Here is a 25,859-nt window from a genome sequence, read left to right as displayed (position 1 = left end):
GGACCCGGCTCCCGCTTCCAACGGCGTCCGATCGTGATAGGGTCATCGAATGGCCCACGAAACGACAGACAGCCATGCAGACGAGATGAGCGCGCTGCGCGAGCGGATCGCGTCGCTCGAGGCAAGGGTCGCCGAGCTCGAGCAGGAGCAGCACGAGCTTCGCATGAGCGCCGCGCAATCCCACGCGCTGGTCGCGGCCGTGGCGGAGATTTCGTGGTCGACGAACGCGGACGGCTCGACCGGCCTTGCGTCTCCGCAATGGTGCGCGCTCACAGGGCAAACCGTCGAGGAGCTCCAGGGCATCGGCTGGGCCGATGCATTGCATCCCGAGGATCGCGCCCAGGCGGCCATGGCCTGGCAAAACGCCGTCGCCGCCCGCGGCGTATACGACGTCGAGTTTCGCCTGCGGCACCAAGACGGCGTGTATCACCAATACTGGTCGATCGGCGTCCCGCACGTGCTCGAAGACGGTAGCATTCGAAAGTGGATCGGTTGCTGCGTCGACGTCACCGAGCAACGACAAATGGAGCGCGCCTTGCGCATGAGCGAGGAGCGCTCCCGCTCGATCACGCTGCGCCTGCCCGTCGCGGTCTTCGAGACCGATGCCGAGGGGCGCACGAGGTTCGTCAACGACTCCTGGTCGGCCGTCACCGGCGTCCCTGCCCGTCAGGCCTTGGGCGATGGATGGCTCAGGGCGCTCCATTCCGACGATGTGAAAGAAACCGTCGAGAAATGGTCCGAGCTCGTGCGAGCGGGGGAGCAGAAGCAAACCATCGACTTCCGGATCTGCTTGCCCGATGGGAGCCTGCGCTGGGTCAGCGCGAGGGCCGTGCCGCTACGGGACGCGGAGGGTGAAATCGAGGGCTTCATCGGCACGCTGACCGATATCAGCGACCGCCTGCAAGCCGAGCAGCTCTTGCGCGAGACCATGACGCAAAACGAGGTCATCGAGGCGCAACGCCAGAGGCTCGCGGATCTCTCGACGCCCCTCATCCCCATCACCGATCGGATCCTCACGATGCCGCTCGTCGGCGCGCTCGATCCCGAACGGGCCGAGCAAGTCCTCACGACGTTGCTCGAAGGCGTGAGCCGCACGGGCGCAGCCGTGGCCATCCTCGACATCACCGGCGTCGCCGTGGTGGATACCCAGGTCGCGAGCGCCTTGCTCCGCGCCGCCCAAGCCGCGCGGCTCCTCGGCGCCGAGGTCATTCTCAGCGGCATTCGCGCGGAGGTCGCGCAGACCCTCGTCGGCCTGGGCGCAGAGTTCGGGAACATCATGACGACGAGCAGCCTCAAGGTCGGCATCGATCGCGCGATGAAGGCCGCCTCGCGCCGCGGGTGATCGGGGGCAGGCGGCGGGATTGGCTCCTGCCAGCGGAATTGCGGAAAAAGGCGCCGCAGCGATCGACCAGGGGCAAGCAAGGGCCTGCCCGGCCAAACGTTTCTCGACCAGGCCGGACGCGGGGACGTTGGCGGCCCCGGCCATGTCGAATCATGCTTGGCGTATGGAACGCGAGCGAAATACACGTTGGTATTGGGGGCGCCCCTTGCGGCTGAGCCGGCTCCTCTCCCTGGCGATCGCCGCACTTTCGTTCCTGGTCATCCTTTCGGCGGTTTCGCTCTTTCTCTCGACCGCGGTCCTGCATCGAAATACGGCGCGGCTCGACAATGCCATGACGGGCGCCGGCCTCGCGCGCGACGTGGAGCTCGAGCTGCTGCATTACGGGCGCCTCGCCGAGCACGCCGCCGAGCGCGACGGGATGGAGCCGGACAACCAGCGAAAGGCGGTCCATCGAGCCGTTCAGGAGCGGCTGGTCGAGGCCGAGGCGCACGTCGGGAGCGCGATGGAACAGCAGGTCCTCGGCGAGCTGGTCAGCCGGACGGAGACGTATTTCACGGCGCGGGACCGGATGGAGCGGGCCGGGCTGCCGCTCGACCAGGCATTGCAGCAGACGCAGATCGATTTCGACGACGCGCTGTCGAAGGCCGCCGAGCTCGTCACGATCAACCTGGCGGACGCGGAGGACGCGCGGAAGAGCGCGTCGTTCTGGGACGACGCGCTCGATACGGTGAGCATCATCGTCATCAGCGGTCTGCTCCTGCTCGTCCTCGCGCTCGTGCAGGGCGCGCGTACGCAGATTTACGTCCCGCTCTCCGCGCTCCGAGGCGCCATCGAGCGGCTCGCGCGCGGCGACGAGCACACACGCGTGCCCGACGTCGGGCCCGTCGAGATCCGGGAGCTCGGGGCGGTGTTCAATGAAATGGCCGCGTCGATCGCGCGAAAAGGCGAGGAGCAAATCGCCGTGTTGGCGGCCGTCGCGCACGATATCCGCAACCCGCTCGCGGCGATCAAGATGTCCACCACCGTCCTCGCGCGGAGCGCGCCTTCCACGGAGCCGCGCGTGCTCCGGACGCTGACCATCGTGGATCGACAGATCGATCGCCTTGCCCGAATGACGGACGATCTCCTGCAAGCCACGCGCATCCAGGCCGGCCAGCTCGAGCTCTCGAGGAAGCCGTGTGATCTCTGCCGGCTCCTCAACGACTCCGTCGAGCTTTATGCCTCAACGTCGCCGAACCACCGCATTTCGCTCGTGATCCCCGAGGGAAGCTTGGTATGCGACGTCGACGAGGCGCGGGTCGAACAGGTCCTCGACAACCTGATCGGCAATGCGATCAAGTATTCACCGACGGGCGGCGAGATCCGGATCGTGGCGGATCGCGATGGCGAGGAGGCGACCGTGGCCGTGTCGGATCAGGGCGTCGGGATCGAGCCGGAGGAGATCGAGCGGATCTTCGAGCCCTTTCATCGCGCGGCCTCGACGCGCAAGGTGGCGCACGGGGTCGGGCTCGGGCTCTCGGTCGCGCGGAAGATCGTCGAGGCCCACGGCGGCCGCGTCGACGTGGAGAGCCGGCGCGGGGAGGGCACGACGTTCCGCATTCGCCTGCCCTTGCGGCGCCACGAGCTGGCACGGCTCTCGGCGTGAAGATGAGACCCCTTCGAATCAGATCCCGCCGTTCGCGCTGAGGACCTTTCCGTTCGCGTAGGTGTTGTGCAGCGCGAACCACGTGATCGTTTTGGCCGCCTCCTCGGGCGTCCCGAGGCGCCGGAGCGCGCTGAAGTTGCGGTATTCGTCGGCGAGCTTCGGATCGAGCTGCGTGCCGATTCCGGCGTCGAGCAGGCCCAGGGCCACGACGTTCGCGCGCACGCCGCGCGGGCCGAGGTCCTTGGCTGCCGCCATCACGAGCGCGGACGAGGCGCCTTGCGACGCGGCGAAGATCGCGGGCACGGGGAGTGATTGCGTGCGATCGAGCGCGGAGACGAAGACGAGGTCGCCGCCGCGGCCTTCGAGCCGCCGGCCGAATTCGCGACACACCTGGAAGACCGAGCGGGCATTGAGGGCCATCGTGGCCTCCCAGTCGTCGTCCGTCGCCTCGAACACCCGCGCGGTGCGGACGATGGCGGCGCAATGAATCACGACGTCGGGCAATACGCCCTCGGCTTCGAGCGAGGCCGCGAGGCGGCCGAGGGAGGTGGGATCGGCGAGGTCGAGCCGGAGGGCGCGCGCGGCGAGCTCGTTTTCGAGCGCGCGGGCGCGGGCTTCGGCCTGGTTGTACGTGAATGCGGAAGGGATGCCGGCGCGCGTGAGCTCGGCGAGGACGGCGCTCCCGACCGCGCCCGTGCCGCCGAGCACGAGCGCGCTGCGTTTTGATTCGTTCATCCGAGCCCCTCGATGTAGTCGAGCTCCTCGGCCACGGCCACGACGAACGCGTCGAGTTTTTCCTCGGGGATGTCGAAGCGCGGCTGGAGGCGAAAGAGGCTCCAGTCGTGGCCGCAGGTGAAGCAGAAATAGCCGCGGCGGTAGAGCCTGTGGCAGACGAGCGGGGAGATGATCGATTTCTGGCCGAGGTCCTCGAAGCCAAAATGCTCGAACGAGAGCCAGGGGTGATCGGGGCTGTTCAGCGCGACGCCCTGCATGAAGCCCGCGCCGCGCGCCTCGCGGAAGAGCGGCGAACGAGCGAGCGTGTCCGACAAACCTTTCTGGAGCTTCGCGCCGAGCCGCCCGACGCGCTCGATCCGCTCGTCGGTGAGGAGGTCCAGCGCGGCGAGCGCGGCGACGGAGGAGAGGGCGTTGAACCCCATCGTCGTGTTGTGGCTCTCGCCTGACGCGAAATGGTCGCCGTATGCGCGGAGGAAGGTCTCCCGTTTCGTGAGCATGGCCGAGATCGGCGTGATGCCACCGCCGAGGTGTTTGGCAAGGAGAACCACGTCGGGCCGACGTGGCCAGCGCGCGGTGGCGAGGAAACCCCGGCCCGTGCGGCCGAGCGCGGTCTGGACCTCGTCGGCGACGAGCAAGGTGCCGTGTTTTTCGGTGAGCTCGCAGAGCGCCTCGACGAACGGCGCCGGCAATTCGCGCACGCCGCCTTCGCCCTGGATCGGCTCGACGACGATGGCAGCGACGTCCCCGGGCGCGAGGGCCCTGGCGAGCGCATCGACGTCACCAAAAGGCACGTGCTCGGCGCCCTCGACGAACGGCGCGAAGGGATCACGGAGGTACCCCTTCGACATGAGCGAGACGCTGCCGAAGGTGCAGCCGTGGTAAGCGCCTTCGAGGCCGAGGAGGCGCGGGCGTTTCGTGCGTGCGCGGGCGAGCTTCAGGGCGGCCTCGACCGCGTCGCTGCCGGTGCAGGCGAAGAAGGCGTTGTCGTAATGCCCGGCGCGCTCGCAGAGCCTCCGCGCGAGGCGACCGGCGAAGGGATTGACGCGGGCGGGGTACCAGGAGGGCGCGTCGGAGTCGAGGTACCTTCGGATCGCGTCGGCGATGTACGGATTGCGATGGCCGAAGGCCTGCGTGCCGTGGAAATCCTCGACGGCGTGGCCGTCGTCGTCGTACAGAACGCCGCCTTCGGCGCGGACGAGCTTGATGGGCTCGCCGGCGAGCGCGGCGCGCTGCGCGATGAGGGGGTTCACGAATTCGCGATACTCGTCGAACCCGCGCCGCAGGATGTCGTCGTACGAATCCATTTAGAGCCCTCCGTCGAGCACTACCTTGGCGCCCGTCATGAAGGAGTTCGAATCGGAGACGAGGAACGCGGCCATCTCGGCGACCTCGTCGGCCCGCGCGAGACGGCCGAGCGGGCACTTGTCGAGGTACTCCGTTTGCCGGTGCTGCGGGAGGCCCTGCGCCATGCCGACCTCGGCGAGCCCCGGCGCGAGCAGGTTCACCCGGATCGCATACCGGCCGACCTCGCGCGCGAGCGCCTCCGTGAGCCCGCGCAGCGCCGATTTCGAGGCGGCGTAATGGACCGGCGACTCGATGATGCGCTCGGAGGCAAAGTTGCCGATGTTGAGGATGTTGCCCCGCTTCGCCCGGATCATGTGGCGCAGGACGGCGCGGCTGTAGAGGTAGACGCCCTTCACGTTGACGTCCATCAATTCGTCCCAGTCCGCTTCTTCGAGGAGCGAAATGGGGAGCACCTGCGTGACGCCCGCGTTGTTCACGAGCACGTCGACGCCGCCGAACGCCGCGACGACGGCCGCGACCGTGGATTTTACGTGCGCGCTGTCCGCGACCGATCCTTTGAAGACGAGCGGCTCGGACCCCGCCGCGGCGACGGCGCGTTTCGCGTCCTCCGCGCTCGCGTCGTCCTTGTGGTAGGTGAGCGCCACGCGGGCCCCGTGGCGCGCGAAGGCGACGCACATCGCGAGGCCGAGGCCCCGCGTGCCGCCCGTGACGATGCAACGTTTTCCTTCGAGGAGGCGCGTCATGTCACGTTCCCCCTTGCACGAGCGGGAGCGAGCGTTTCCCCGCGCGCTCGCCCCAGGCGCGCGGCGTTTCCATGAAGCGCGCCTCCTTGTCGCGGTAGAGGATGTTGTAATTGCAGACGGGGATCGTCGAGCCGTCCGCATAACAGTTCGAATCGCAGCATTGGTACGTGCGCTCCACGTCGAACGTCTCCTCGTCCATGTGCGAGTGCACGTAGACGGCCTTCGCGGCGCGCTCCGAGATGCGCAGCGCTTCGGCCGGCGAGAGGCGTTTGTCCTTCGGGAAGAGCTTGCGGACGAGTTTGTCGAGGAGCCGGAGGCCCCGCTCGTCGTCCTCGTCGCCGCGTGCCCAGAGCATGTCGATCGCGTCCTGCAGCGCGCGTTCGAGGCGCGTCCCCGGCTCCAGGTAGAGGTGGTCGGCGAGGCAATCGTACATCGTGTCGGGATCGAGGAAACGCAGGAATGGGAGCGCCGGGCCGCCCTCGTCGTCGAGCAGGAGATAGGCGATCTGGTAGCAGAGCGGGTGCGCGCTCGGCGAGGGGACGAAATCGGAGGCGCGGAGCAGGCCGCCCGTCGTCTCCTCGATGGATTCGAGGACCTCCAGCATGGAAATGCGGCCCGAGCGATCGAAGGCGACGCCGCCTTGCCCCGTGTACGTGATCGTGTGGATTTCGAGGTGGCGCACGCAGGAGAGCTCGAGGCCCATGCGGATGATCCGGCCGACCTCCTTGTCATTGTAGCCGCGCGTCATCACGGGGATGAGCGTCGTGTCGACCTGGTGTTTGTCGAGGAGCTCCAAGACACGGGCCTTGAGGTCGACGAGCGTGGCGCCTTGCAAGGCGCGATCGACGTGTTTGTCGAAGGTGTCGAAGGAGAGCGCGATGCGCGCGCCGTGATCGGCGAGGCGCTTGACGAAGTCCTCGTCGCGCGCGAGGCGCACGCCGTTCGAGCACACGCTGACGCGGTGGATGCCACGCGCGCGGGCCATCGACACGAACTCGAGCAAGTGCGGGTGCAGGAGCGGCTCGCCGCCCGTGAGGTTGACGATGTCGAGGTCGCCGCCGTGATCCTCGACGAGGTGATCGAGGACCCGGGCAAACTCCTCCCGGCTCATGTGGAACGCGTCGTCGTTCTTGTTGTGGACGTAGCAGATGGGACAGTCGAGGTCGCACGCGCTCGTGATGGTGACGACGGGCAAGCGGACCTTCTGCGTGTGGCTCTCGCACGGGCCACAATCGAAGGGGCAACCATGCTCGATCGGGCGCCGGATCTTCGCGGGGCGCGCCTCTTTCGGGACGATGGCGCGCGTGCGCTCGTACCAGGCGGCGCTCGTCGAGAGGCGCACCTCCTGCGGGCCGTGTTTCGGGCAGCGCTTCTGCATCCAGGCTTCGCCGCTCGGGGTCGCCACGACGCGGGCCGGGAGGGCGTCCTTGCACACCTTGCAAAGGCTCGTGGTTTCGTGGAGAAGTCGCCCTGCGGCCTGCATGATGGTTCGAGGATACTCGAAGTGCGGGGCGAATCGGATAGGCTTCGGAGAGGCATGACAGAGGGGCAGCCGAGGGAGATCGTCGCGGCCGTGGGGCTCACGAAGCGCTTCGGCGACACCGTGGCGCTCGACGACGTGAGCTTCGTGGTCGAGGGGCCGGGGCTCTGCGCCGTGCTCGGGCCGAACGGCGCGGGCAAGACGACGTTGCTCGACCTCCTGGAGGGGCTCGCGGAGCCGACGCGCGGGGCGTATCGGCTCTTCGGCAAGGAGCCGCGGCCGTATCCGCGAAGGCGCGTGGGCGTAGTGATGCAGAAGGAGGCGCAGATCGAGCGGGTGACGGCGCGCGAGTACGCGGAGCTGTTCTCGGCGATCTACGGCGTGCGCGGGGGGCCTTTGCGGATCCTCGCGCGGGCGCGGCTCGAACATCGCGCGGAGACGGCCGTGACGCGGCTCTCGGGCGGCGAGGCGGCGCGGCTCTTCATCGCGACGGCCGTGGTGCACGATCCGACGCTCGTGTTCCTGGACGAACCCACGGCGCACCTCGATCCGGAGAACAAACGGATCGTGGGGGAGATGCTGCGCGAGCTCGCCGCGGAGCGGACGCTCTTCATGACGACGCACGATCTCCGCGAGGCGGACGCGCTCGCGGATCGGCTGCTCTTCCTCGTGGGCGGGCGCGTGCGCGCGAGCGGGACGAAGGACGAGCTCGTGCAAGCGGTGCCCGCGGCGGAGCGGCGTGGGCTCGGGGTCGAGGATGCGTTCTTCCATTTCTGCGCGATCGAGATCCGCGAGGGCCAGGCGATCGGGCGCGGGGAGGCGACGTGAGCGCATTCTTGGTGCTCGTACGAATGCGGCTCCTCGACACGCTCCGGAACCGGAGCTCGGTCGGGTTCACGCTGGTCTTCCCGGTCGTGCTGCTCGCGGTGCTCGGGCTCGTGTTCATGAACGGGCACCCGTTCGAGCGGCGGTACGTGGCCGTGGTCTCCGCGGGGGGCGAGAGCGCGGCGATCGAGCGGTGCGTGGCGGAGCTCGGGGCCTTCGAGGAGGTGCGCGTGGGGCGCGAGCAAACCGAGGCCGAGGCGCTCGGGAAGCTTCGCGCGCGCATGGCGAGCGCGGTGCTCTCGGCCGCGCCGGATGGCGGGAGCGTGGTCCTGCGGGTGGGGACGCGTGATCGGATCTTCGGCGGGGGGCTCGCGGCGGCGCTGCCGGTCCCGGCGCGCCTCGACGTCGCGCAGGGCCCGGCGTGGGGGTACGTGCATTACCTCTTCCCGGGCATCCTCGCGTTTTCGGTGCTCGCGTCGGGCCTCTTCGGGATGGGGTATCCGATGGCCCTGTTCCGGCAGAATTTTTTCCTGAAGAAGCTCGCCACGACGCCCTTGCCGAAGGGCATATTCATCGCGGCGAACGTGGCGGCGCGGTCGTCGATCGTGCTCGTGCAGGTGGTCTTGCTGGTCGGGGCGGCGCGGCTGTTTTTCGATTTGCCGCTGAGCTTCGTTTCGTTCGGCTGGCTGCTCGTGATCTCGATGCTCGGCGTGATCACGTTCCTCGGCGCGGGCTTCGCGCTCGCGGCCGCGATCGACAACGCGGAGCTGCTCGTCGACGTGATCAGCGCGATCAACATGCCGATCGTGTTCCTGTCGGAGATGTTTTTCCCGCTGGAATCGCTGCCGCGGGTCCTGTCCACGGTGGGCGCGTGGTTGCCGACGACGGAGATGGTGCGGCTCTCGCGCGCGGTCTTGCTCTACGGGGTCACCGACGTGGCGAGCCTCGCTGGAGGCCTCGGGATGATGGCGCTCTGGGCGGTCGCGACGTTCACGATCAGCCTGATGACGTTCAAGTGGCACGCGTGACCGAGGGCGCGTCGTCGAGCGCCGCGCCGCGCCCGCGACGTGTGGAGGGAACACGATGCGGGCGCGGCGACAGGCGCGAGAGAGAGCATGGCAGATGGAGCGCGTCCGGGAAAGCGGGCGAACGGACAGAATTTGTCCGATGGACGAGATATGTCCTTCCAGAGGCCGCCCTGCATCACGCGCGCGGGCGAGGCCGGCGCGCGGCGAGCAGGGATGCGGCGGCGAGGGCGAGGAGCCAGGCGGCGCGGGGAGGAGCGGGCGCGCCGGGGGACGCCGTGGTGCAGCTCCCGGAGAAGGCGCCGGATTGCGCGTCCTCGAAGGCCGTCCACTTCATGCAGTTCGAGGTCTTCTCGTCGCAGATGACGTCGTCGCCGGAGCAATCATCCACGGACGCGCACGTCGCGAGGCAGGCGCCATTGCGGCACGCATACGGGGCGCAGCTCTGCTTGGTGCTGTCCGGGAGCTCGAGGATCTCGTCGTCGAGGCATTTCGTCGGCAAGCTGACGCAGGCCTTCATCTCCGTGTTGCACGTCGAGCCGAGCGCGCACGAGGTGTTGCTCGTGCAGTCCGTCTCGCACGAGAGATCGACGGCGTCGCAGTTGTACGGCGCGCAGTTGTTGCTGAACGACTCCACGCAATTGCCGGTGCCGTCGCAGGCGTACACCGTGAGCGTGGACGTGTTGCATTTCTTGTCGCAGCCATTCCCCGAGGGGTACGAGCATTGCTGCGCGTTCACGCCGTCACACGTGGCGCAGGCCTCGCTCGTGCCGTTGCAGGCCGGGCGCGCCCCGTGGGGTTTGCCCTCGACCGGCGAGCAGATGCCGAGGCGAGGGCCGTCGCACGCCTCGCATTGCCCGTCGCAGGGCGCGTTGCAGCAGACGCCGTCGACGCAGAAGGAATCGTCACACGGGGTCTTCAGGTCACACGGCGCGCCGAGCGGCGTGTAGATCTCCGCGTCGACGAGGACCCCCGCCGCGCCCGTGCCGCCCGCGACGAGGACACGGCCATTGAGGAGCGTCGTGGCGGTGTGGAGCGATCGAGGCTTCTCCATCGACGCGGCCGCGCTCCAGCTCTGCGTGGCGTGGTCGAAGATCTCGGTGGTGTACGGGACGTCCTCGAATCCGCCGCCCGTGACGAGGATACGACCACCGGCCATCACGCTCGCCGTGTGGTCTTTGCGCGGGCGTGTCATGTTGAGGCCGGCCGTCCATTCCTCCGACCCGGGATCAAAGACTTCCACGGACTGGGCCGCGATCTGGCTGCCGCCGGCGACGGCCACGCGCCCCGAGGGGAGCCGCATGGCCGTGTGGCCCGAGCGCAGGCGGTTCATGGGGGGCGTCGACTTCCAGGTCTTGGGCCCCGGCTCCCATATCTCTGCGGTCTGCGTCGGGCCGACGCTCTCGCCGCCCGCGACGAGAATCCGATCCTCGTCGAGCAACGTCGCCGTGTGGTTATAACGCGCTTGATGCAGGTCCCCGCCGGGCTCCCACGTATTCGTTTGGGGATCATAAATCTCGGTCGTGTTGACCAGCATGGAGGTTTTTCCGCCGGTCACGAGGACACGCCCATCACTCAAGAGCGTCGCGGTGTGCAGCGCGCGCGGGAAGTTCATGGCTTTCGCGGGCGACCACGCCCCCGCCATGTTGGGGCTGTTTTGCGGGGTGAAGATCTCGGCCGAGTTCGTCACCGTGAGGGCCCCCTGCACCGTGGCCTTGCCGCCCAGCACGAGCACGCGGCCGTCCTTCAGCGTCGTGGCCGTGTGCCCGAGCCGGTTTTGCACCATGGGAGCCGTCGTGATCCACATCTTCAGGGCCGGGTCGAAGACCTCCGCATGCTCCAGCGGGGTCTCCCCTCCCTTATCGCCGCCCGCGACGAGGACACGGCCATCGGGCAAGAGGTTCGCCGTATGCCGGTAGCGCTTCTGGCCCATGGCATCCGTCAGGGTCCACGCGGGATCGACGAGCAGCGGCGCGCGCACGGCCGTGCCCTCCCAGGAGAGTCTGACCTCGCATTGCCGCCCGCCCGGATCGACGACCGGGCGGTCCATCGGCCATCGTGGATCCGTGCTGATCTTGCAACCCTCGACGGCGACGTGCAGCCACACGGTCTTGCCATCGGCGTCCTTGGCCCAGGGCGGCGCCATGCGGAGGCGCGGCGCGCCGCCCGCGTCGAGCAGCTCCAGCGTTTTGCCCACGAGGCGGAGGCCGGCCACGTTCTCGCCGAGCGTGATCGTGTAGCGCAGCTCCGGGACGTCCGGGAGGGCGTTCCTGAAAAACACGTAATCCTCGGTGCCGCTCTCGGTCGGGTGGTGCACGATGTCGGCGACGCCGCGATAGCCCGCCGGATACACGACGATCCCCGCGCCCGCCTCCCCCGCGACCTCCCGCGCGCCCGCGAGCGCGACCTCGACCGCGAGCCCACTTGCCGGGTCCGCGACGCGAAATGCGCCGCTCGCGTGCGAGGGCAGGCGCACGTCGGCCCGGGGCCCGGGCGAGGTCCTTGCACCAAGCGGATACGCGTCGTGAGCGAGGTGGAGGCGGATCGCTTCGGCGATCTCCACCGCGACACGCGCGTCCGAAGACGGAGCGGCCGTTTGTGCAGCGAGTGCGTCTCCCGCGCTCGGGGCGTCACCGCCCGCCGAGCACCCTCCACACAAACCCGCTGCGAGACTGAATGTCCACGCCGTGCGCCATTTCGTCCCCATGGTGACCTCTCTTGAAGGTAGGAAAGTCAGAATCGGTACGTCGCCACGAGACCGGGAGACACCACGAGGATCGAGGTCCCGGTCAACGTGTCGGAGTCATATTTGCCCTGACCATCCGTGCTCGCCTGCACATACCCTTGCTCGGGCACCCAGCTCGGAGGCTCGGGGATGAGAAGAACGAGGGCCGAGACCGAGAGGGCGACGTCGAGTTTGTCCGAGATGCGCATGCCGGCGCGGATTTCGGGCGCGATGTAAACGCCGAGCGCCGCCTGGGTCTCGGTGACCCGATCGACGGTATACGGCGTGCTCGCCTTGAGGCGCGTCCCGGTGGCGCTGGTCGGGTCGGGGACGTCCCGCGCGGTCGTGTTGTATTGGCCGGAGCGGTCGTCCTGCACCGAGCCGAAAAAGCCGCCCGCGCCGAGGCGGAACGTGACGGGGAAACGCTCGCCCACGGTGCGCGCGACGGAGGCGCCGACGTGCGCGCCCCCGAGGGAAATGACGTCGTCGGTGAGGCCCTTGTTGGCGGCGATGTTGCCGAAGACGTGCACGTCTTCGTCGGGCCGATCCGTGAAGCTGCGGCGCACGAAGAGGCCGCCGACCTCGACGCCGAAGAGCCATTTGCGCCGGATTTCGAGGCCAAAGCGGAGCATGCCGCCGCCCCCGAGCCCGAGCGACGCCGCGCAGGGGCCCGTGCAGCTCCCGTCGAGGCTGCCGCCGAACGTGGGCGCAAGCGCGAACGTGGCGCCGAGCTCGCCAAAAAGCCGTTTGTCGGCCCAGAATCCCGAGGGCGGAGGGATGGGCTCCAGGGCGACCGCGACGGCCTCGCGTTTGCCCGCTTCGAGGTCGACACGTCGCTCTTCGCGAACAAACCCATTCGCGGTGATCTCGATGCGATGGGAGCCGGCCCGGACAGGGCCTTCCCAGGCGCCGCGGCCGAGGCGGACGCCGTCGACGGAGATGTCCGCGTCCTTCGTCTTGGCCTCGACGCGCAGGACCGAGGGGAGCTCCTCGGCGATGAGCAGGATCGGGGTGATGAGGCTCGGGCGCACTTCGACCCGCGCGGGCTGGGTGCCGAGGCGTTTGTCACCGCGCAGGCTGACGAGGTGGTCGCCGGACGCGACGAGGCCACGCCAGGGCGTCTTGCCCACGGCCGCGCCGTCGAGGAGGACGTCCATCGAATACCCGGACGCCTCGTCGACCTGGAGCCAGCCGGCGAGCTCGAGCCGCGCGAGGACGGCGGGGAGCCTGGCCGTTTTGCCTCCAACGACCTGCAGCCGCGCTTCGAGCGTCTCGAAGCCAGCCTTGAAGATACGCACGGTGCGCTCGCCGACGGGGACGTGCATCGCGCCGGGGAGCGGCGTCGTGCCGCGGGGCTTGCCGTCGATCGAAATGGTCGCGCCGTCCGGGACCCCTTCGATGACGAGGTCGCCGACGAGGGGCCTCAGCTCGGCGATTTCGCGGAGCGCGACCTGTTTCTCCTCCTCGGTCACGCCCGGGAATGCGAGGAGCGCCTCGTTCATGTCGAACGCCTCGTCGAAGCGATTGAGGCGACGAAGGCAAAGCGCGGCGTTTTTCTTGGCGGCGCGGGTCGGGTAAATCGAGAGCGAGGTGAGGAACTCGGGGAGGGCCGCCTCCATGGAGCCGGCGTCGAAGAGCGCGAGGCCCTGCTCGAAATGCTTGCGCGCGTCGGCCTTGGCCTGGGCCTCGGCCTCGGCGGCGGGGTCGGGCGGCGGCGGAGGCGGGGCTGGCGACGGGAGCGGGCCGCCTTTTTTCATCCACGAGGGCTGCGGCTTTGGATTGGGTTGTCCGCTCGGCACATTTTGCGCGATCGCGGTCGTGACGAAGGTGGAGGCGAGCGCGACGGCGAGCGCCTTGCACATCGGGGAGGGGAGGGCCGCAGAGCGTTTCATTCGAAGGTTCGCACGGGCTGGGGATCTTTGGAGGGCGTCGCGGCCGTGGACGTGGACTTCGTGGTCGGATGGGCCGCCGTCGTGACCGGCGCGGTCGTGGGCGAGGGGCCTGCGGCAGGGGCGGCGGACGAAGGCGGAGACGCGGCCTTGGGTTTCGCGCTCGACGGCGCAAGCGACGCGACGTCGCCGTCGAGCGTGAGTTTGTGCGGCAATGCGCCATTCGCGGTGATCGCGACCTCGACGCGCGTCTCGTGGCCGTCCTTGTGGATGCGCAAGGCGTGGGTGCTGCCGAGCGTGCCGGAAATCGTGACGTATCCGTCCTGATCCACGGGGGCGCTGCGGCCATTGACCTCGACCTGCGCGTCGGGCGGGGTCACGAGGAGGCGCGCGGTGCGGAGCGCCTCGACCGGCGCGACGGCGGGCCCTGCTTGCAAGGAGGTCCCCGCGGGAGGCGCGGAGGCGCCTCGCGCCTCGGGGGAGGCGTCCGCGCCGGTGTTCGTGTGGTCGCGCGTCAGAATGATCCCGGCGCCGATGGCCAGCGCGACGGCGGCGCCGAGCACGACGGGGACGAACCTGCGCGACGAGGACGCGCGCGCGCCGCTCTCCGCGGGCGAGAGCGTGCTCCGCGGGTCGGGCGTGGACGCGCGAGGCAACGAGGGGCGCTCGCCGCTGTCGGCCGTGATCGTCGGGGCGGCGAGGGTGACGTCGGTGCCGATCTTGTTCGTGCGCGCGTCGGCGGTCCTGCCGCTCGACGGGACGAACTCGCCGCTCGGCCGTGATCGCAAGGACGCGCGGATGCCGACGAGGAGGCCAAAGGCCTCGACGAGCTCGGCCATGCTCTGGAAACGCGCGGCCTTGTCGCGCGCGAGCGCCCGCTCGAAGAAACGATCGACGGCCGGGTCGAGCGAGGGGACGATCGAGGAGGGCGGCGGGGCGGTATCCGTGCAGATGGTGACGAGCAACTTGCCGATGTTCTCGGCCTCGTCGAAGGGGAGGCGGCCCGTGATCGCCTCGTAGAGGATGACGCCGATCGACCAGAGATCGCTGCGATGATCGACCTGCTTGGTCTCGCGGATCTGCTCGGGGCTCATGTACGAGGGCGAGCCGAGCATCATGCCGGAGCTCGTGGACGTCGCCGGGCCCGTGATCGTGACGTCCTTGGCGATGCCGAAATCGAGGACTTTGACGATCTCGTCGTCGCCGCTCCGCGCGAGGAAGACGTTTCCGGGTTTGAGGTCGCGGTGGACGATGCCGAGGTCGTGGGCGCGGCGGAGCGCTTTGCCGAGCGGCTCGAGGATGTGGTAGGCCTCGACGAGGTCGATGCGGCCGCTGCGCGTGAGGCGCGCGCCGAGGTCCTCGCCTTCGAGCAGCTCCATCACGATGTACGGGGCGCCGTCCTCGACGCCGTAGTCGAGGACCTGCACGACGTGGGGGCTCTTGATGAGGGCCGCGGCCTTGGCCTCGCGCTCGAATCGCTGCCGGAGCGGCTCGTTCGACGCGATGCTGCCATCCATGAACTTCACCGCGACATTGGTGTCGAGGAGCTGGTGGCGCGCGACCCATACGGCGCCCATGCCGCCTTTGGCGAGAGGTCGTTCGAGCCGAAGCTTGCCGCCGATGATGGCGCCTTCTGCGATGGACACGCCCCGACACTCCTCCCGCGAGCCCGACCGTGATCGGGCAAAATGAAGCCACCTGGGAGCATATCACGATCGTTCCAGCGGGCTCCATGGCAAGCTTCGGCGTGATGTGCGCGAAACGTCTCTCCACGGCCGGACTTCCCCGCCTTTTCGCGCTCGGGGCGCTCGTCGCCTGGGCCCTCGTGTCAGGTGGCTGCCGGTCGAAGGAGTGCGTGCCGGGTCAACAGGTCGCGTGCGCGTGCCCGGCCGGTGCGCAGGGGACGCAGGTCTGCGACGACGAGGGGGCGCGGTTTCTGCCGTGTGTTTGTGATGCGCCCGCCGCCGCGCAGACGGCCGCGCAGGGAAACGAGCCGCGGAGGCCGCGGCCGGTGCTCGCGAAGAAGCAGATTCGTTGCGGGACAAATCTTTGCGAGACGGCGTGTTGCGCGACGTTCGAGCCTCCGTCGTGCACGCAGGATGGGAGGTCGTGCCCGCGGACGGCGAACGGAGAGGGCGTGATCTTCGAGTGCGACGGGCCCGAGGATTGCGGGGCCGAGGCGTGTTGCCTGATCCCGGGCGACCGGACGATCGCGGCCGTGTGCGTGCCCAAAGGCGAGTGCGCGGGGACGTTCACGCACCCGCGGCTCGGGACGACGGTCGCGCCGCGGGTGGTTTGCCACGCGAACCAGGACTGCGCGCTCTCCGAGATCTGCTCGACCGCGGGCACCGTGGCGGGCATTTCGGTGTGCAAGTAGCGTCGAGCGAGCTCGCGGCGGTTGTCGGCAACCGCCGGGGGCATCGTCGACATGCGCGGACTCAGAGATTCACGCAGTAGCCGAAATCGGCGCTCTGTCCGACGGAGAGGGTGCTGTTCCAGGAGACGCCGTTGAACACGAATTCGCTCCCTTCGACCTTGGGCACCACGTTCCACGAATTGTAGATGGTGCCCTCCTTGGGGATGCGGAGGGTCCACGTGATGCTCTGCGTGTCCGTGTTCTTCAACGACACGTTCTTGCAATAACCCCCGTTCCAGCTCGAGTTCGGCGTGATCGTCACCGTCGCGTTCCCCCCGATCACCGTCACACCACCCGCGGGCGGCGGGGGCGGCGGGGGCGGCGGAGGCGGCGGAGGCGGCGGGGGCGGCGGAGGCGGCGGAGGCGGCGGGGGCGGCGGGGGCGTGGTTCCGCCCTTCACCGTTGCAATGAACTGATCATACCCGGAGACGTTTCCTGTCTGCGACAGAATGATGCTATCGACGCCCCAGCCGACGGCGGTGGCGATGTTCGACGTGTTGAGCCAGGTCGAGTCGACGTCGATCGGGCCGCCGCCGAACGTGTACGCGTCCACGATGATGAGCGGCAGGGCGAGCTGCTGCGTGATCTCCGCGTAGGTGAAGTTGTCGATCTTGCCCGCGGTGAACGGGAAGGGCTTGCCGGTGAGGCCCACGTAACCCGCGACGGTCTTGTCCCAGCCGGAATAGAAGTCCGCGGCCGAGGTGGCCCATTTCGTCTTGCTCGGCGAGAACCACGGGCTGAAGTCGATGACGACCTTGCAGGTGGGGCAACCTTGCTTGATCGCGCCGAGGATGTTGTTCATGAAGCCGTTCGACTCGGCCTTCGTGAAGGCGTTCTGCTGGGCGTTCTCCGAGAACTGGAACCAATCCGGCTCGATGTGGATGAGCGCATTGCCGCCGCCGAGCGCCGCGTTGATCTTCTGGGCCGCGTCGAGGTAGGCGGGCACGATGTTGTTGGCGATGTTCGCCCGGATCCACGTCGCGCCCTGCTGGCAGAGGGGCGCCGACGCGTTCCCGTCGCAATCGTTGTTCGAATTGAGGCCCTTCTTCGTCTTCGCCGTCGCGATGTAGCCGAAGAGGTAGGGGGTCTTCCCCTTGGCGCGGATCTGCTGGATCTTTGATTGATGGGTGCTCGTGAAGCCGCTCTCGAGGAGCCAATCGCCGACGACGACAAGGTCGACGTTGGCCGGCCCCTCGGAGGGCGGATTCCAATTTTGATACCATTGCGGGGCGACGCCAAAGCGCATGCTCTGGGCCGAGAGGGCTTGCTCCTGCGCAAACGTTTCCGCGTCGTCGACCTCGAAATCCTCCCCGCCGCAACCAATCAAGGCGGCAGGGACGCAGAGGGAGACAGCGCTGAGCAGGGAAGCGAATTTCGTCATGAGGACTCTCCATGCCGCAACTCGCAGCGGCGCGGTCGGGTTCACGGGACGGGGGGGGCCCGTCGATGTCAGGGCGTACTTGCAGGTTATGGGCCAGCCCTGGTCGCACAGGAAGACCGCGGAAATCGCAGCGCTCGACGGGCTCGACCGATGCGCGGGTGATCGGATCGATCATGAGGGGATGAACGAATCGATCACCCCCCACAGGCACGAAGCGGATCCCGCTCGCTCAGTCGAGCACCGAGAGGAGGATGGCCGAGGGGCGCTCTGGGTCGTGATGAATCGTTTGGTCCGCGCCGACGAGGCGTGTCGTCGTGGCGAGCGGCTCGCCGGTGCCGGGGTTGCGGGCGAAGCGCGGGTGCGCGCCGCTCGAGATCTGCACGCGAATGTGGTGGCCGCGGCGAAAGCGGTGCGCGGTGGGGGAGAGCTCGACGGTGATGGCCAACGTGCCGTCGGGCCGCGGCGCCGGTCGGCCCGGTTCGAGGCCAGCTCGGGTACTCGCGCCATTCGTCGGCGCCCATCACGTAGATACGCACGGGCGCCTCGCGCAGGAGGCTGCGATCGCCGAGGAGATGCGCGCGAAACCAGGCGAGTGATTCGCGCACGCTGGTCGAGAACACGGGCCTCGAGGTATGGGACCAGGGGCCGATCGTGAGGTACGGGGTCCGGCCCGCCGCGACGAGCGCGGCATAATCTCGAAGTTGCCAGGGCAGGAAAACATCATAGAAGCCGCCGATGAACAGCACGGGCGCCGTCACGTCGGCCACGGCGCCGCTATGGTCCGCCGGCGCCCACCACGGGTCGCCCGGGGCATTGTGTTCGAGCCAGTCCTGGAAGAACCCGACGCGGTGACCGGTGGCGACGCGATCCGCCTCGTTGAGCGGGAGGTGCGCGAGGCCTTTTTCGAGCGAGCGGCGCGAGGTGAGGCGGCCGAGCAATTGCTCGTGGAGTGGTTTTTTCTGCTCTTGCATCATCTGCGTCCAGCGCAGCATGGTGTCGAGCGAGAAGCTCTCGCCGGGGTACTTGAATTTGGAAGAAGCCGCGCTCCGTGAACGGGCGGGTGAGAAACGAGAAGAGGGGATTGCGGCGGCCATACGGGGAGCGGAGGAGAAGGAGCGGGCGCTTGCGGGCGTCGCGCGCCGTGTGGAGATCCGCGAGGAGGACCGCGCCGTCGGACATGGGCACGCGAAGATCACGCTGGACGACGATGTCGCGCGTCTCGGCGGGCGGGAGGTCGAGGAGCCATTCGAGGAGGTGGCTTGGGAGGGTCATGAAGTCGTTCACAGGCTTCAGGAAGACGCAGATCCGAGGAAGACGCAAGGCGGAGGCGGGAGCGTCTTCTCCATGGCAGCCGCGAGGGTCTCCTCGGTCGCCCGCGAGTGATGCCCCTCCTGAGGGCTGTAACAGAGGTGTATCTTTTCCGGTTACAGGTACACCTCTGCCTCCCTTCAACCGATGACGTCGGCGCTCAGCTCCCACGGATTCGTCCAGGAAATCGCCCCCGCATCGCAGGTCCGAGCCGTCGAGTGCCACTGGCACGTGCCGTGCTCCCAGGGGGCAGCCGTAACGATAAGGAAAGGTGGTATCGTCATGGGACAAGCATTTGGATGTATCAACGGCGACGGCTCGATCGACAGCGGCTCGGGCAATTTCCGGGTCGTCAAAAAGGCCCCCGGTCAGTACTTCTTCACGGTGGACGGCGAATCATCGTCCGATCCCGTCGTGGTGGTCACTCCGGGTAGCGCCTACATGACGGCCAATGCCATTATCACGGCGACGAACGGTGGCAACGCACCGAACTTCACCATCTCGACCGGCTTCACCGATCAGGGCAGCACCAAGACCATGGATGTCGACTGGTTCTGCTTCGTCGCGTTCTGGAGCTGAGCGCTCCCCGCCAAGCGCATGAGGCCAGCGGCAGCAGCAGCGACTACCGCGGCCGTCGTTCGACGAGCGCGCGGTCAATCGACGCAAGCGAGGGGCACCCTGCGAGCGCCATGGCCGTCGCGAGCTCGTCGCGCAGAATGTCGAGCACCCGCAGGACGCCCGCCTCCCCCGCCGCCGCGAGCCCCCACAGCACAGGCCTGCCGAGCAGGACCGCGTTCGCCCCGAGCGCGAGCGCCTTGAGCACGTCCGTCCCCCAGCGCACGCCGCCGTCGACGAGCACAGGCACCCGGCCCGCCGCCGCCTCGACGACACGCGGCAGCACGTCGAGCGTGGCCGGCGCGGAGTCGAGCTGACGCGCGCCGTGGTTCGAGACGATGATCCCCGCGGCGCCCGCGTCGATCGCGAGCATGGTATCGTCCGGACGAACGATTCCTTTGAGGAGCAAAGGCAAGCGGGTGATGCCGCGCAGCCACGCGACGTCGCGCCAGGAGAGCGAGGCGTCGTGCCGCGACGCGATGTACCGGTGGAGGGCCGATCCCGAAGCACCGGCGGCGACCTTGGCGTCCACGAGGTTCGCCATGACGAGGCCATTCGGCAGGCCGAACCCGTTGCGCACGTCGCGCAGGCGGCGACCGAGGACGGGGGTGTCGACCGTGAGCACGATGGCGCGATACCCGGCCGCCTCGGCGCGCTCGACGAGCGAGCGGGTGAGCTCGCGGTCCTTGTGCACGTAGAGCTGGAACCAGAGCGGGCCCTTCGAGGCGCGCGCGATGTCTTCGAGGGAGGTCGTCGCGAGGGTGGAGACGGTGAAGATCGTGCCGGCGCGGGCGGCGGCGCGCGCGGTCGCGAGCTCGCCCTCGGGATGCGCGAGCTTGTGATAGGCCGTCGGCGCGACGAGGATCGGCATCGAGACGGGCGCGCCGAGGATCTCGGTTTCGAGGGTGAGGCGCGAGACGTCGACGAGGACACGCGAATGGATCTGCCAGCGGCGATACGCGCGCAGGTTCTCCCGGAGCGTGCGCTCGGCGTCGGCGCCGGAGCGGTAATAATCGTAGGCCATGGCCGAGAGGGCTGCGCGCGCGGCCCTCTCGAAGTCACGCACGGTGAGGAGGCCGGAGGAGGCGTCCTTCTGCGGCGCGTGGAGCGTGGTTTTGCCGGTGTCGTCGCTCGAATGCATGCCGCGCGGTCTTTACCACTGAACGGTGATGATCGACGAGAAGCCCGAGGAGGGGCGCGAGGACGGGCTCGATTGCGAGATCGTGTCGGGGACGTCGAGCGTGGAGAGGGCTTCGAGCACGCAATGGCGCATCTTGTCGTTGGCCGTGGAGCCAGGGTCGACGGCAAACGACGCAGACGTGTGGTTGCCCGCGACCCGGATGCGGACCGTGCCGCCGCCGCTGTTCCCGCGGCACTCGTTCATCGGCGCCTTGGAGGCGGCGACGATGGCGTCGGCGAGCGCCTGCTGGCCCTCGGCCACGCCCTCGACACCGACGCGCGGCGCGAGCGCTTCTTGTCGAACGCCCTCCGCAGGGGCCGCGGGCTTGGGCGGCGTGGCTTCTGCGGTCGCGGCGGTGGCGCCGGGCGAGGCGCTCCCGCGGGGATACAAGGGCGGAGGCGCGGCCTCGATCTCCGCACAGGCGGCGAGCCCGAGCAGGGAAATCACGAGGAGACAGGAGCGGAACGAGGAGAACATCGGCCTCCAGCATAACGCCGGGGGGCAGCCCCGGAGGAGGGGTCGGGCGTTTTCGGAGACGTGTTCAGGGCGGCAGCGGTCGCACGAGCACGAGGGCGTCGGCCTTGCCCGCGAGGAGGCGGATCTCGGCGTTGCCCTTGGCCCCCGCGTCACCGGCGCAGAGGCGATCGCTCAGCACGAACCGGCCGCGGGTGACGGTGTTCTCGCCGGTGGAGGCGTCGGCGAGGCGCAGATCGAGGCCGCTGCCGCCTCGATCGAGCGCAGCCGTGACCTCGACGCAGCCGCGCGCGGAGACGTCGAAGGGCAGGGTGGTGCGCGCGCCGGCGTCGAGGGCGACGACCTGGGCCGACGAGGCCGCCGCGGCCGAGATGCGCGCGCCGCCGGCGTCGAGCACGGCGAGCAGGCGCGCGGCTGCGAGGGGGTGGGCGACGAGCGCGGCGGGCGCGGCGTCGTCCTTGCGCAGCTCGACGGCGAAGGGGCCCGGCCGCGCGAGGGCCTCGACGTCGATCCGCGCCGGGCTCGTCGGGCCACACGAAAAGAGCGTCACGCCCGCGCCGCCGCGGCCCTCGGCGAGCAGCGCGCCGCGATCGTTCCAGAGCGAGGCCGCGGCGTCGGCGAGCGGCTTGCCCGCGACGACGTCGATGCGCGCGCAGCCGGCCGGCAGTTCGAGCGCGGCGGCCGCGCGGCTGCCGAGCTTGGCCGAGCCGACGAGGACGGTCTTCGGGGCGCCGAAGCCCTTGCCGGTGAGGTCCTTCGCGAGCGCCGCGCGCGCCGCGTCGAGCTCGCGTGTCTCGGTCACGTGCTCCGCGCGGGCAGACACGTCGAGGGCCGCGCCCGCGCCGGGGGCGGAGCGGCTCGCGACGACGGCGACGATCCCGGTGGAGGCGCGTGGCCGCATCGCCACCGTGACCTCGTTCGCCGTCGCCGAGCAGAGGACGATCGCGCGGTCGCGCCCGCGCTCCTTGCCACGCGCGAGGATGCGGCCCGCGGCATCCTCGGCGACGACTTCGAGGGAGCCGACCTCGTCGCTCGGGGAGACGAAGACGTCGAGGCAACGGCCTGCCTCGACCGTGACCGTGAGGCGCGTGGGGGCGCGCGGCGCGACGGGCACGGCCGCGCGGCGCACGTCTTCCCAGCGGCCGCCGAGCCAGGCGCGGTGCGCGAGGAGCTTGGCTTCGAGCCCCGGCCACGCTTCGAGCCGGCCCGTCTCGCCGCCCGATCGACCCCGCGCGCCGGCCGCTTGCTCCACCGCGGCCATCGCCGACGTCGGCACGCTCTGCACGCCGAGGCTCACGAGGCCCGAGCCCGACACGACACGCGCCGCGAGCCAGAGCCGCTTCGGGTGCGGCGGGCAGACGAGGATCGCCGGCCGCGCGTCGGTCGACTCGTCCACGGCGAAGCTCGCGCCGTCGTCCTCGTACGCGAAGAGATCCACGTCGACGACCGAGGGGGATCCGCGCGCCATGACGAGCGCGCACGCGTCGAGCGGGACCTCGACGAACGCGCCGGCCTTGTCGCCCTCGGAGAGGTACTCCGCGGCGACGACCTCGAGCGCGCCCGCGCCCGCATCCTGCACGCGCGCGGCGTCCATGGCGAGCAGCGCGCGTCCATCCGCCTTCCCCGGGAGCACGCGGGGAGGGGCAGGGGGCGCCGCCGCGGGCTTCGTGGGGGAGGCGGGCGCGGCGCCGCCGCAGCCTGCGGCGAGCGCGGCGAGCACGAGCGAGGCGATCCGCACGGGCAGGCGCGTCAAGGTTCGCCCCCTCCGAGCGCGAAGAGCGCGAACGTCCACCAGACGCCCGAGCCACGCGCCTCGACGTCGATCCGCGCCGATTCCTCGCTCTCGGCGCAGAACGCGAGCACGGCGCCCTCGGGCCGATCGACCACCTCGTCGCGCATGTACCTGTCGCCGACGGTCGCCGCGAGCCGGAGCCCCCGCGACTCGCCCCGCGCCACCGCGAGGGCCGCGAGGTAACAGCGCCCCGGCTCCAGCGTGACCGGCACCATCGTCGGACCCGCGACGCCGAGCGACTCGAAGACGGGCGCCGCCGTGGGCTCGGGCGCGTTGCGCCGCCGCAGCGCGAAGGCGAAGCCGGCGCGCGTGCGTGCGCCCCAGTAGTTCGGGATCACGCGCGGGATGGGCCAGACCGCGTCGATCACCATCATCGGCACCATGCCCGCCGCGCCCGCGAACGGCACGGTCACGCGGGTCGCCTCGCCGAGGCAGAAGTCGAGCCGCGCGTCCGCGGCCTCGCTGCGATCCCGCGCGAGCATGCGGCCCGCGTCGTCGCGCGCCTCCGCGTCGACGTCGGTCGCGCGGTGCGGGAACGTCGACGGCACGGCGGCCATGACCTGCACACGGTGGCAGCCTTCGCCGAGGCGGAGCTGGTACTCGCCCGCGCCCTCGACCGAGGCGACCATGGGCACGCGCGTGAACCGGTCCGCGCCCTCGGATCGCGCCCGCTCCTCGGCGCGGACCGTACGCTCGGCGAGTGGCCCCGGCTCGATGGGCCTCCCCGGATTGCCGCGCGGCGCGACGAGGCCAAAGGCGCGCTCGGGCAACGCGTCGCGCAGATCCCCGAGCGGCGCGGGCGAGCGCGCCACGAGGATCTCGATCGCGCCGCGGGGCGAGCGCATCGAGACGACGAGCGACGCGAGGTCCTTGCGGCGCGGCCCGCATCGCACGAGCGACACCACGCCGAGCGAGCTCTTCGTGCCGCGGTCCTCCGGGTCGAGCGCGGGATGGCCGTGCGGCAGCAGGCCCGCCGGCAGCGGGGGCAGGTCCGCCTCGGAGGCCGTGAGCACGGCGAAGTCCGCGCTCGGCGCGCCGAGGAGGACGACCGTCGTGCAGCCGGGCAGCTCGTCGTCGGCGATGTCTTGCGGCACCACGAAGCGCTTGTTCCGGCCGTGGTCGAGGAAGAGCGGCGCGAGGCGCGTGGTCACGGCGCCGCGGTCTTTCCAGGTGCCCGCGAGGCGATCGGCGTCCTCGGCGAGATCGGCGTGCGCGTTCGTGGAGACGAGCGTCGCTGCCACGAGCGCCACGAGGGCGCCGATCAACCGCCCTTCGCGCGCTCGTACATGCTGCGGATCTCGCGCGTGATCTCGGGGCGCACGACCTCCGGCGGGGGCGCCTCGCCGCGCTGGATCCTGTCGAGGATCTCCGCCTCGGTCGCGGTGATCCGGGTGGACGTGTCCCCCGGCGCGCTCCTCTCGGTGGCCATCGCGTTCAAGGTGGTGGAGTAGAACGGTTCCTCGATGCAAAGCGGCGTGACCCCGAGCTCTCCCGGAGCATAGACGCGGAACGCCCGCTCTGCACCGCTCGCGCCGCCCTCCTCCGCGGAAAGCGTGACGACGGCGTGAGAGGCCCCGTGGTTCTGGCTGAGGATCGCGTCGAGCACCGCCCTGCGCGCGCCGGAGCGCCGCACCTCGATGCCGTCCGAGACGAGGACACGCCTGGGCGGAAAGGACGAGGCGAGCACCTCGTAGAGGGATCGTCTCCCGCGGGCCCCGGGGTCGACGCGGGAGGCGTCGCCGCCCTCGACGTTCGTCAGCACCTGGATCCAGAGGGCCCCCGTGAGGTCGAGGGCGAGCCGCGCGAGGTGCTCCTCGGCGCGCCGGGGGATCGATCGGACCCGCAGCGCCGTGACCTTCGTTTCGCCCTCGTGCTGGAAGAGCTGCCGCGTCCTCCGGGGCGGATCCGTAGCCCCGGTGGCGGGGAAACCCTCGCGGAGCACCTGCACCTCGCCGCCGACGAGGAAAGGCCCACGGCGGAGCTGCCTCGTGATCTCGGGGTCGTCCTTGCCGAGCGGCCCGAGGAGCTTGCGGCCTCGCACGAGGTCCTCCGGCCGGTAGACGTCGCTGACCTCGACGATCGCGACGACCTCCCCCGCGGCCGTGCAGAGCGCCGCTTCCCCACGCGCCTGCGCCGCGCGCGCCGCCTCTTCGCTCGCGGCGAGCGTGACGAACGTCGGCCACGGGAGGCCCTGTTCGAGCCGCATCTCGTCCGCGACCCGCAGCCAATCCTTCGAGCCCAGGAAGCCCTTGAGCGGCGAGAGCGAACCGTCGGCGAGCCGCGCGAGATCAACCTCCGCCTCCCTGTCGAGCGTGATCGTCGGCAGCGAGCGGGCCCGCTCGGCGAGCGCCTCGCGTCGCTCCTGCGCCTGCACCGCGCGGATCACGAGCTCACCGCCGTGCGGCGCGACGAGCGAGAGGGCCGTCCCGGGCCCGAGGATCGCCGACGCTCGCCGCGGGACGAACCCGAGCTCCTCGAGCTTGCCGACGATCTTCGCGAGGCTCTCCTCCTTGCTCTCGTGGTCCGTGGACAGCGTGACCTCGGGCGCGAGGGGCGGCTCGTAGGGATCATCGACCCCCGTGAACCCCTTGATCTCTCCCGCCAGCGCCTTGCGGTAGAGCCCCTTGGGATCCCGCGCGGCGAGCGCGTCGATCGACGCGCTGCAATACACCTCCACGAACCGCTCGATCTGCGCGCGTTGCTCGTCGCGGATCGCTCGGAACGGGCTGATCGCGCCGGTGATCGCGCACGCGCCGCTCCGCGCGACGAGCTTCGCCACGAAGCCGATACGTCGCACGTTCGTGTCGCGATCCTCCCGGGAGAACCCGAGCCCCTTCGACAGATGCGTCCGCACCTCGTCGCCGTCGAGCACCTCGACGTGCACCCCGCGCGCGCGCAGCTCCGCCGCGAGCATCGCGCCGAGCGTGCTCTTGCCCGCGCCGGAGAGGCCCGTGAACCAGACGACGAAGCCGCCCACGA

At 69.8% G+C, this 25,859-nt stretch carries 20 protein-coding genes and 2 pseudogenes; 7 read left to right on the top strand and 15 right to left on the bottom strand.

Annotated elements, in window-relative coordinates:
- The first annotated feature begins 49 nt into the window (after nucleotides 1–49).
- Both E8A74_RS37140 and E8A74_RS37135 read left to right on the top strand, forming a co-directional pair.
- The gene (locus E8A74_RS37140) at nucleotides 50–1,342 is read left to right on the top strand and encodes a PAS domain-containing protein (RefSeq protein WP_136933832.1); all 1,293 of its coding nucleotides are present in this window, start codon (nucleotides 50–52) and stop codon (nucleotides 1,340–1,342) included.
- Nucleotides 1,343–1,505: 163 nt separating this feature from the next.
- Entirely contained in the window at nucleotides 1,506–2,987 is a 1,482-nt protein-coding gene (locus E8A74_RS37135; protein WP_170229652.1) for a sensor histidine kinase, read from the top strand.
- A gap of 18 nt (nucleotides 2,988–3,005) precedes the next feature.
- On the opposite strand, the gene E8A74_RS37130 is transcribed toward E8A74_RS37135, so the two are convergent.
- From E8A74_RS37130 to E8A74_RS37115, 4 genes are read right to left on the bottom strand one after another with little or no spacing between them, the layout of a single operon-like run.
- Nucleotides 3,006–3,722 (bottom strand): SDR family oxidoreductase, encoded by a 717-nt coding sequence (locus E8A74_RS37130; RefSeq protein ID WP_136933830.1) that lies wholly within the window; start codon nucleotides 3,720–3,722, stop codon nucleotides 3,006–3,008.
- A complete protein-coding gene (locus tag E8A74_RS37125; RefSeq protein WP_136933829.1) occupies nucleotides 3,719–5,026 on the bottom strand; it encodes an aspartate aminotransferase family protein in 1,308 nt (435 codons plus the stop codon). Before E8A74_RS37125 ends, E8A74_RS37130 begins: the two co-directional genes overlap by 4 nt.
- The gene (locus tag E8A74_RS53175; protein ID WP_170229651.1) at nucleotides 5,027–5,770 is read right to left on the bottom strand and encodes an SDR family NAD(P)-dependent oxidoreductase; all 744 of its coding nucleotides are present in this window, start codon (nucleotides 5,768–5,770) and stop codon (nucleotides 5,027–5,029) included.
- A gap of 1 nt (nucleotide 5,771) precedes the next feature.
- Nucleotides 5,772–7,253 (bottom strand): radical SAM protein, encoded by a 1,482-nt coding sequence (locus E8A74_RS37115; RefSeq protein WP_136933828.1) that lies wholly within the window; start codon nucleotides 7,251–7,253, stop codon nucleotides 5,772–5,774.
- Nucleotides 7,254–7,307: 54 nt separating this feature from the next.
- On the opposite strand from E8A74_RS37115, the gene E8A74_RS37110 reads away from it, so the two are divergent.
- Together E8A74_RS37110 and E8A74_RS37105 are read left to right on the top strand one after the other, a co-directional pair.
- On the top strand, nucleotides 7,308–8,078 hold the full coding sequence (locus tag E8A74_RS37110) for an ABC transporter ATP-binding protein (protein WP_170229650.1): 771 nt from the start codon (nucleotides 7,308–7,310) through the stop codon (nucleotides 8,076–8,078).
- Complete coding sequence (locus E8A74_RS37105; protein WP_136933826.1) at nucleotides 8,075–9,103, top strand: ABC transporter permease; 1,029 nt, start codon at nucleotides 8,075–8,077, stop codon at nucleotides 9,101–9,103. The genes E8A74_RS37110 and E8A74_RS37105 overlap by 4 nt, the downstream gene beginning before the upstream one ends.
- A 175-nt stretch (nucleotides 9,104–9,278) precedes the next feature.
- Here the strand turns inward: E8A74_RS37105 and E8A74_RS37100 are convergent, their stop codons facing one another.
- The 3 genes from E8A74_RS37100 to E8A74_RS37090 are packed head-to-tail and all read right to left on the bottom strand — an operon-like array spanning nucleotide 9,279 to nucleotide 15,360.
- Complete coding sequence (locus tag E8A74_RS37100) at nucleotides 9,279–11,807, bottom strand: Kelch repeat-containing protein (RefSeq protein ID WP_136933825.1); 2,529 nt, start codon at nucleotides 11,805–11,807, stop codon at nucleotides 9,279–9,281.
- A gap of 26 nt (nucleotides 11,808–11,833) precedes the next feature.
- A complete protein-coding gene (locus tag E8A74_RS37095; protein ID WP_136933824.1) occupies nucleotides 11,834–13,717 on the bottom strand; it encodes a PEGA domain-containing protein in 1,884 nt (627 codons plus the stop codon).
- Nucleotides 13,714–15,360 (bottom strand): serine/threonine-protein kinase, encoded by a 1,647-nt coding sequence (locus tag E8A74_RS37090; protein WP_136933823.1) that lies wholly within the window; start codon nucleotides 15,358–15,360, stop codon nucleotides 13,714–13,716. Before E8A74_RS37090 ends, E8A74_RS37095 begins: the two co-directional genes overlap by 4 nt.
- 86 nt (nucleotides 15,361–15,446) lie before the next feature.
- Between E8A74_RS37090 and E8A74_RS37085 the strand changes: the two genes are divergently transcribed.
- The gene (locus E8A74_RS37085) at nucleotides 15,447–16,091 is read left to right on the top strand and encodes a hypothetical protein (RefSeq protein WP_136933822.1); all 645 of its coding nucleotides are present in this window, start codon (nucleotides 15,447–15,449) and stop codon (nucleotides 16,089–16,091) included.
- 61 nt (nucleotides 16,092–16,152) lie between these two features.
- Here the strand turns inward: E8A74_RS37085 and E8A74_RS37080 are convergent, their stop codons facing one another.
- From E8A74_RS37080 to E8A74_RS56120, 3 genes and pseudogenes are all read right to left on the bottom strand, one after another.
- Nucleotides 16,153–17,511, bottom strand: coding sequence for a cellulose binding domain-containing protein (locus E8A74_RS37080; RefSeq protein ID WP_136933821.1), 1,359 nt, complete (start codon nucleotides 17,509–17,511; stop codon nucleotides 16,153–16,155).
- 229 nt (nucleotides 17,512–17,740) lie between these two features.
- Nucleotides 17,741–17,953, bottom strand: a pseudogene (locus tag E8A74_RS55130) (CocE/NonD family hydrolase C-terminal non-catalytic domain-containing protein); the annotation flags it as partial.
- Nucleotides 17,954–18,200: 247 nt separating this feature from the next.
- Nucleotides 18,201–18,503: pseudogene (locus E8A74_RS56120) on the bottom strand (CocE/NonD family hydrolase); the annotation flags it as partial.
- Between the two features lie 37 nt (nucleotides 18,504–18,540).
- Between E8A74_RS56120 and E8A74_RS54275 the strand changes: the two are divergent.
- Together E8A74_RS54275 and E8A74_RS37070 are read left to right on the top strand one after the other, a co-directional pair.
- Nucleotides 18,541–18,894: a hypothetical protein gene (locus E8A74_RS54275; protein ID WP_211365536.1), complete on the top strand. Its 354-nt coding sequence runs from the start codon at nucleotides 18,541–18,543 to the stop codon at nucleotides 18,892–18,894.
- A 207-nt stretch (nucleotides 18,895–19,101) separates the two neighbouring features.
- A complete protein-coding gene (locus tag E8A74_RS37070) occupies nucleotides 19,102–19,398 on the top strand; it encodes a hypothetical protein (protein ID WP_136933820.1) in 297 nt (98 codons plus the stop codon).
- Between the two features lie 43 nt (nucleotides 19,399–19,441).
- Here the strand turns inward: E8A74_RS37070 and E8A74_RS37065 are convergent, their stop codons facing one another.
- From E8A74_RS37065 to cysC, 5 genes are all read right to left on the bottom strand, one after another.
- Entirely contained in the window at nucleotides 19,442–20,575 is a 1,134-nt protein-coding gene (locus E8A74_RS37065; RefSeq protein ID WP_136933819.1) for an alpha-hydroxy acid oxidase, read from the bottom strand.
- 12 nt (nucleotides 20,576–20,587) lie between these two features.
- Complete coding sequence (locus E8A74_RS37060) at nucleotides 20,588–21,091, bottom strand: hypothetical protein (protein ID WP_136933818.1); 504 nt, start codon at nucleotides 21,089–21,091, stop codon at nucleotides 20,588–20,590.
- Between the two features lie 64 nt (nucleotides 21,092–21,155).
- Nucleotides 21,156–22,841, bottom strand: a complete 1,686-nt coding sequence (locus tag E8A74_RS37055; RefSeq protein ID WP_136933817.1) for a hypothetical protein — start codon at nucleotides 22,839–22,841, stop codon at nucleotides 21,156–21,158.
- On the bottom strand, nucleotides 22,838–24,145 hold the full coding sequence (locus E8A74_RS37050; protein WP_136933816.1) for a hypothetical protein: 1,308 nt from the start codon (nucleotides 24,143–24,145) through the stop codon (nucleotides 22,838–22,840). The genes E8A74_RS37055 and E8A74_RS37050 overlap by 4 nt, the downstream gene beginning before the upstream one ends.
- The gene (gene cysC / locus E8A74_RS37045) at nucleotides 24,142–25,857 is read right to left on the bottom strand and encodes an adenylyl-sulfate kinase (RefSeq protein WP_136933815.1); all 1,716 of its coding nucleotides are present in this window, start codon (nucleotides 25,855–25,857) and stop codon (nucleotides 24,142–24,144) included. The genes E8A74_RS37050 and cysC overlap by 4 nt, the downstream gene beginning before the upstream one ends.
- Nucleotides 25,858–25,859: the final 2 nt, after the last annotated feature.

The organism is Polyangium fumosum, assembly GCF_005144585.1.
Taxonomy (GTDB): domain Bacteria; phylum Myxococcota_A; class Polyangia; order Polyangiales; family Polyangiaceae; genus Polyangium; species Polyangium fumosum.
The sequence above is the reverse complement of the archived record's forward strand: the minus strand, read 5'-3'. Positions and strand labels throughout refer to the sequence as shown.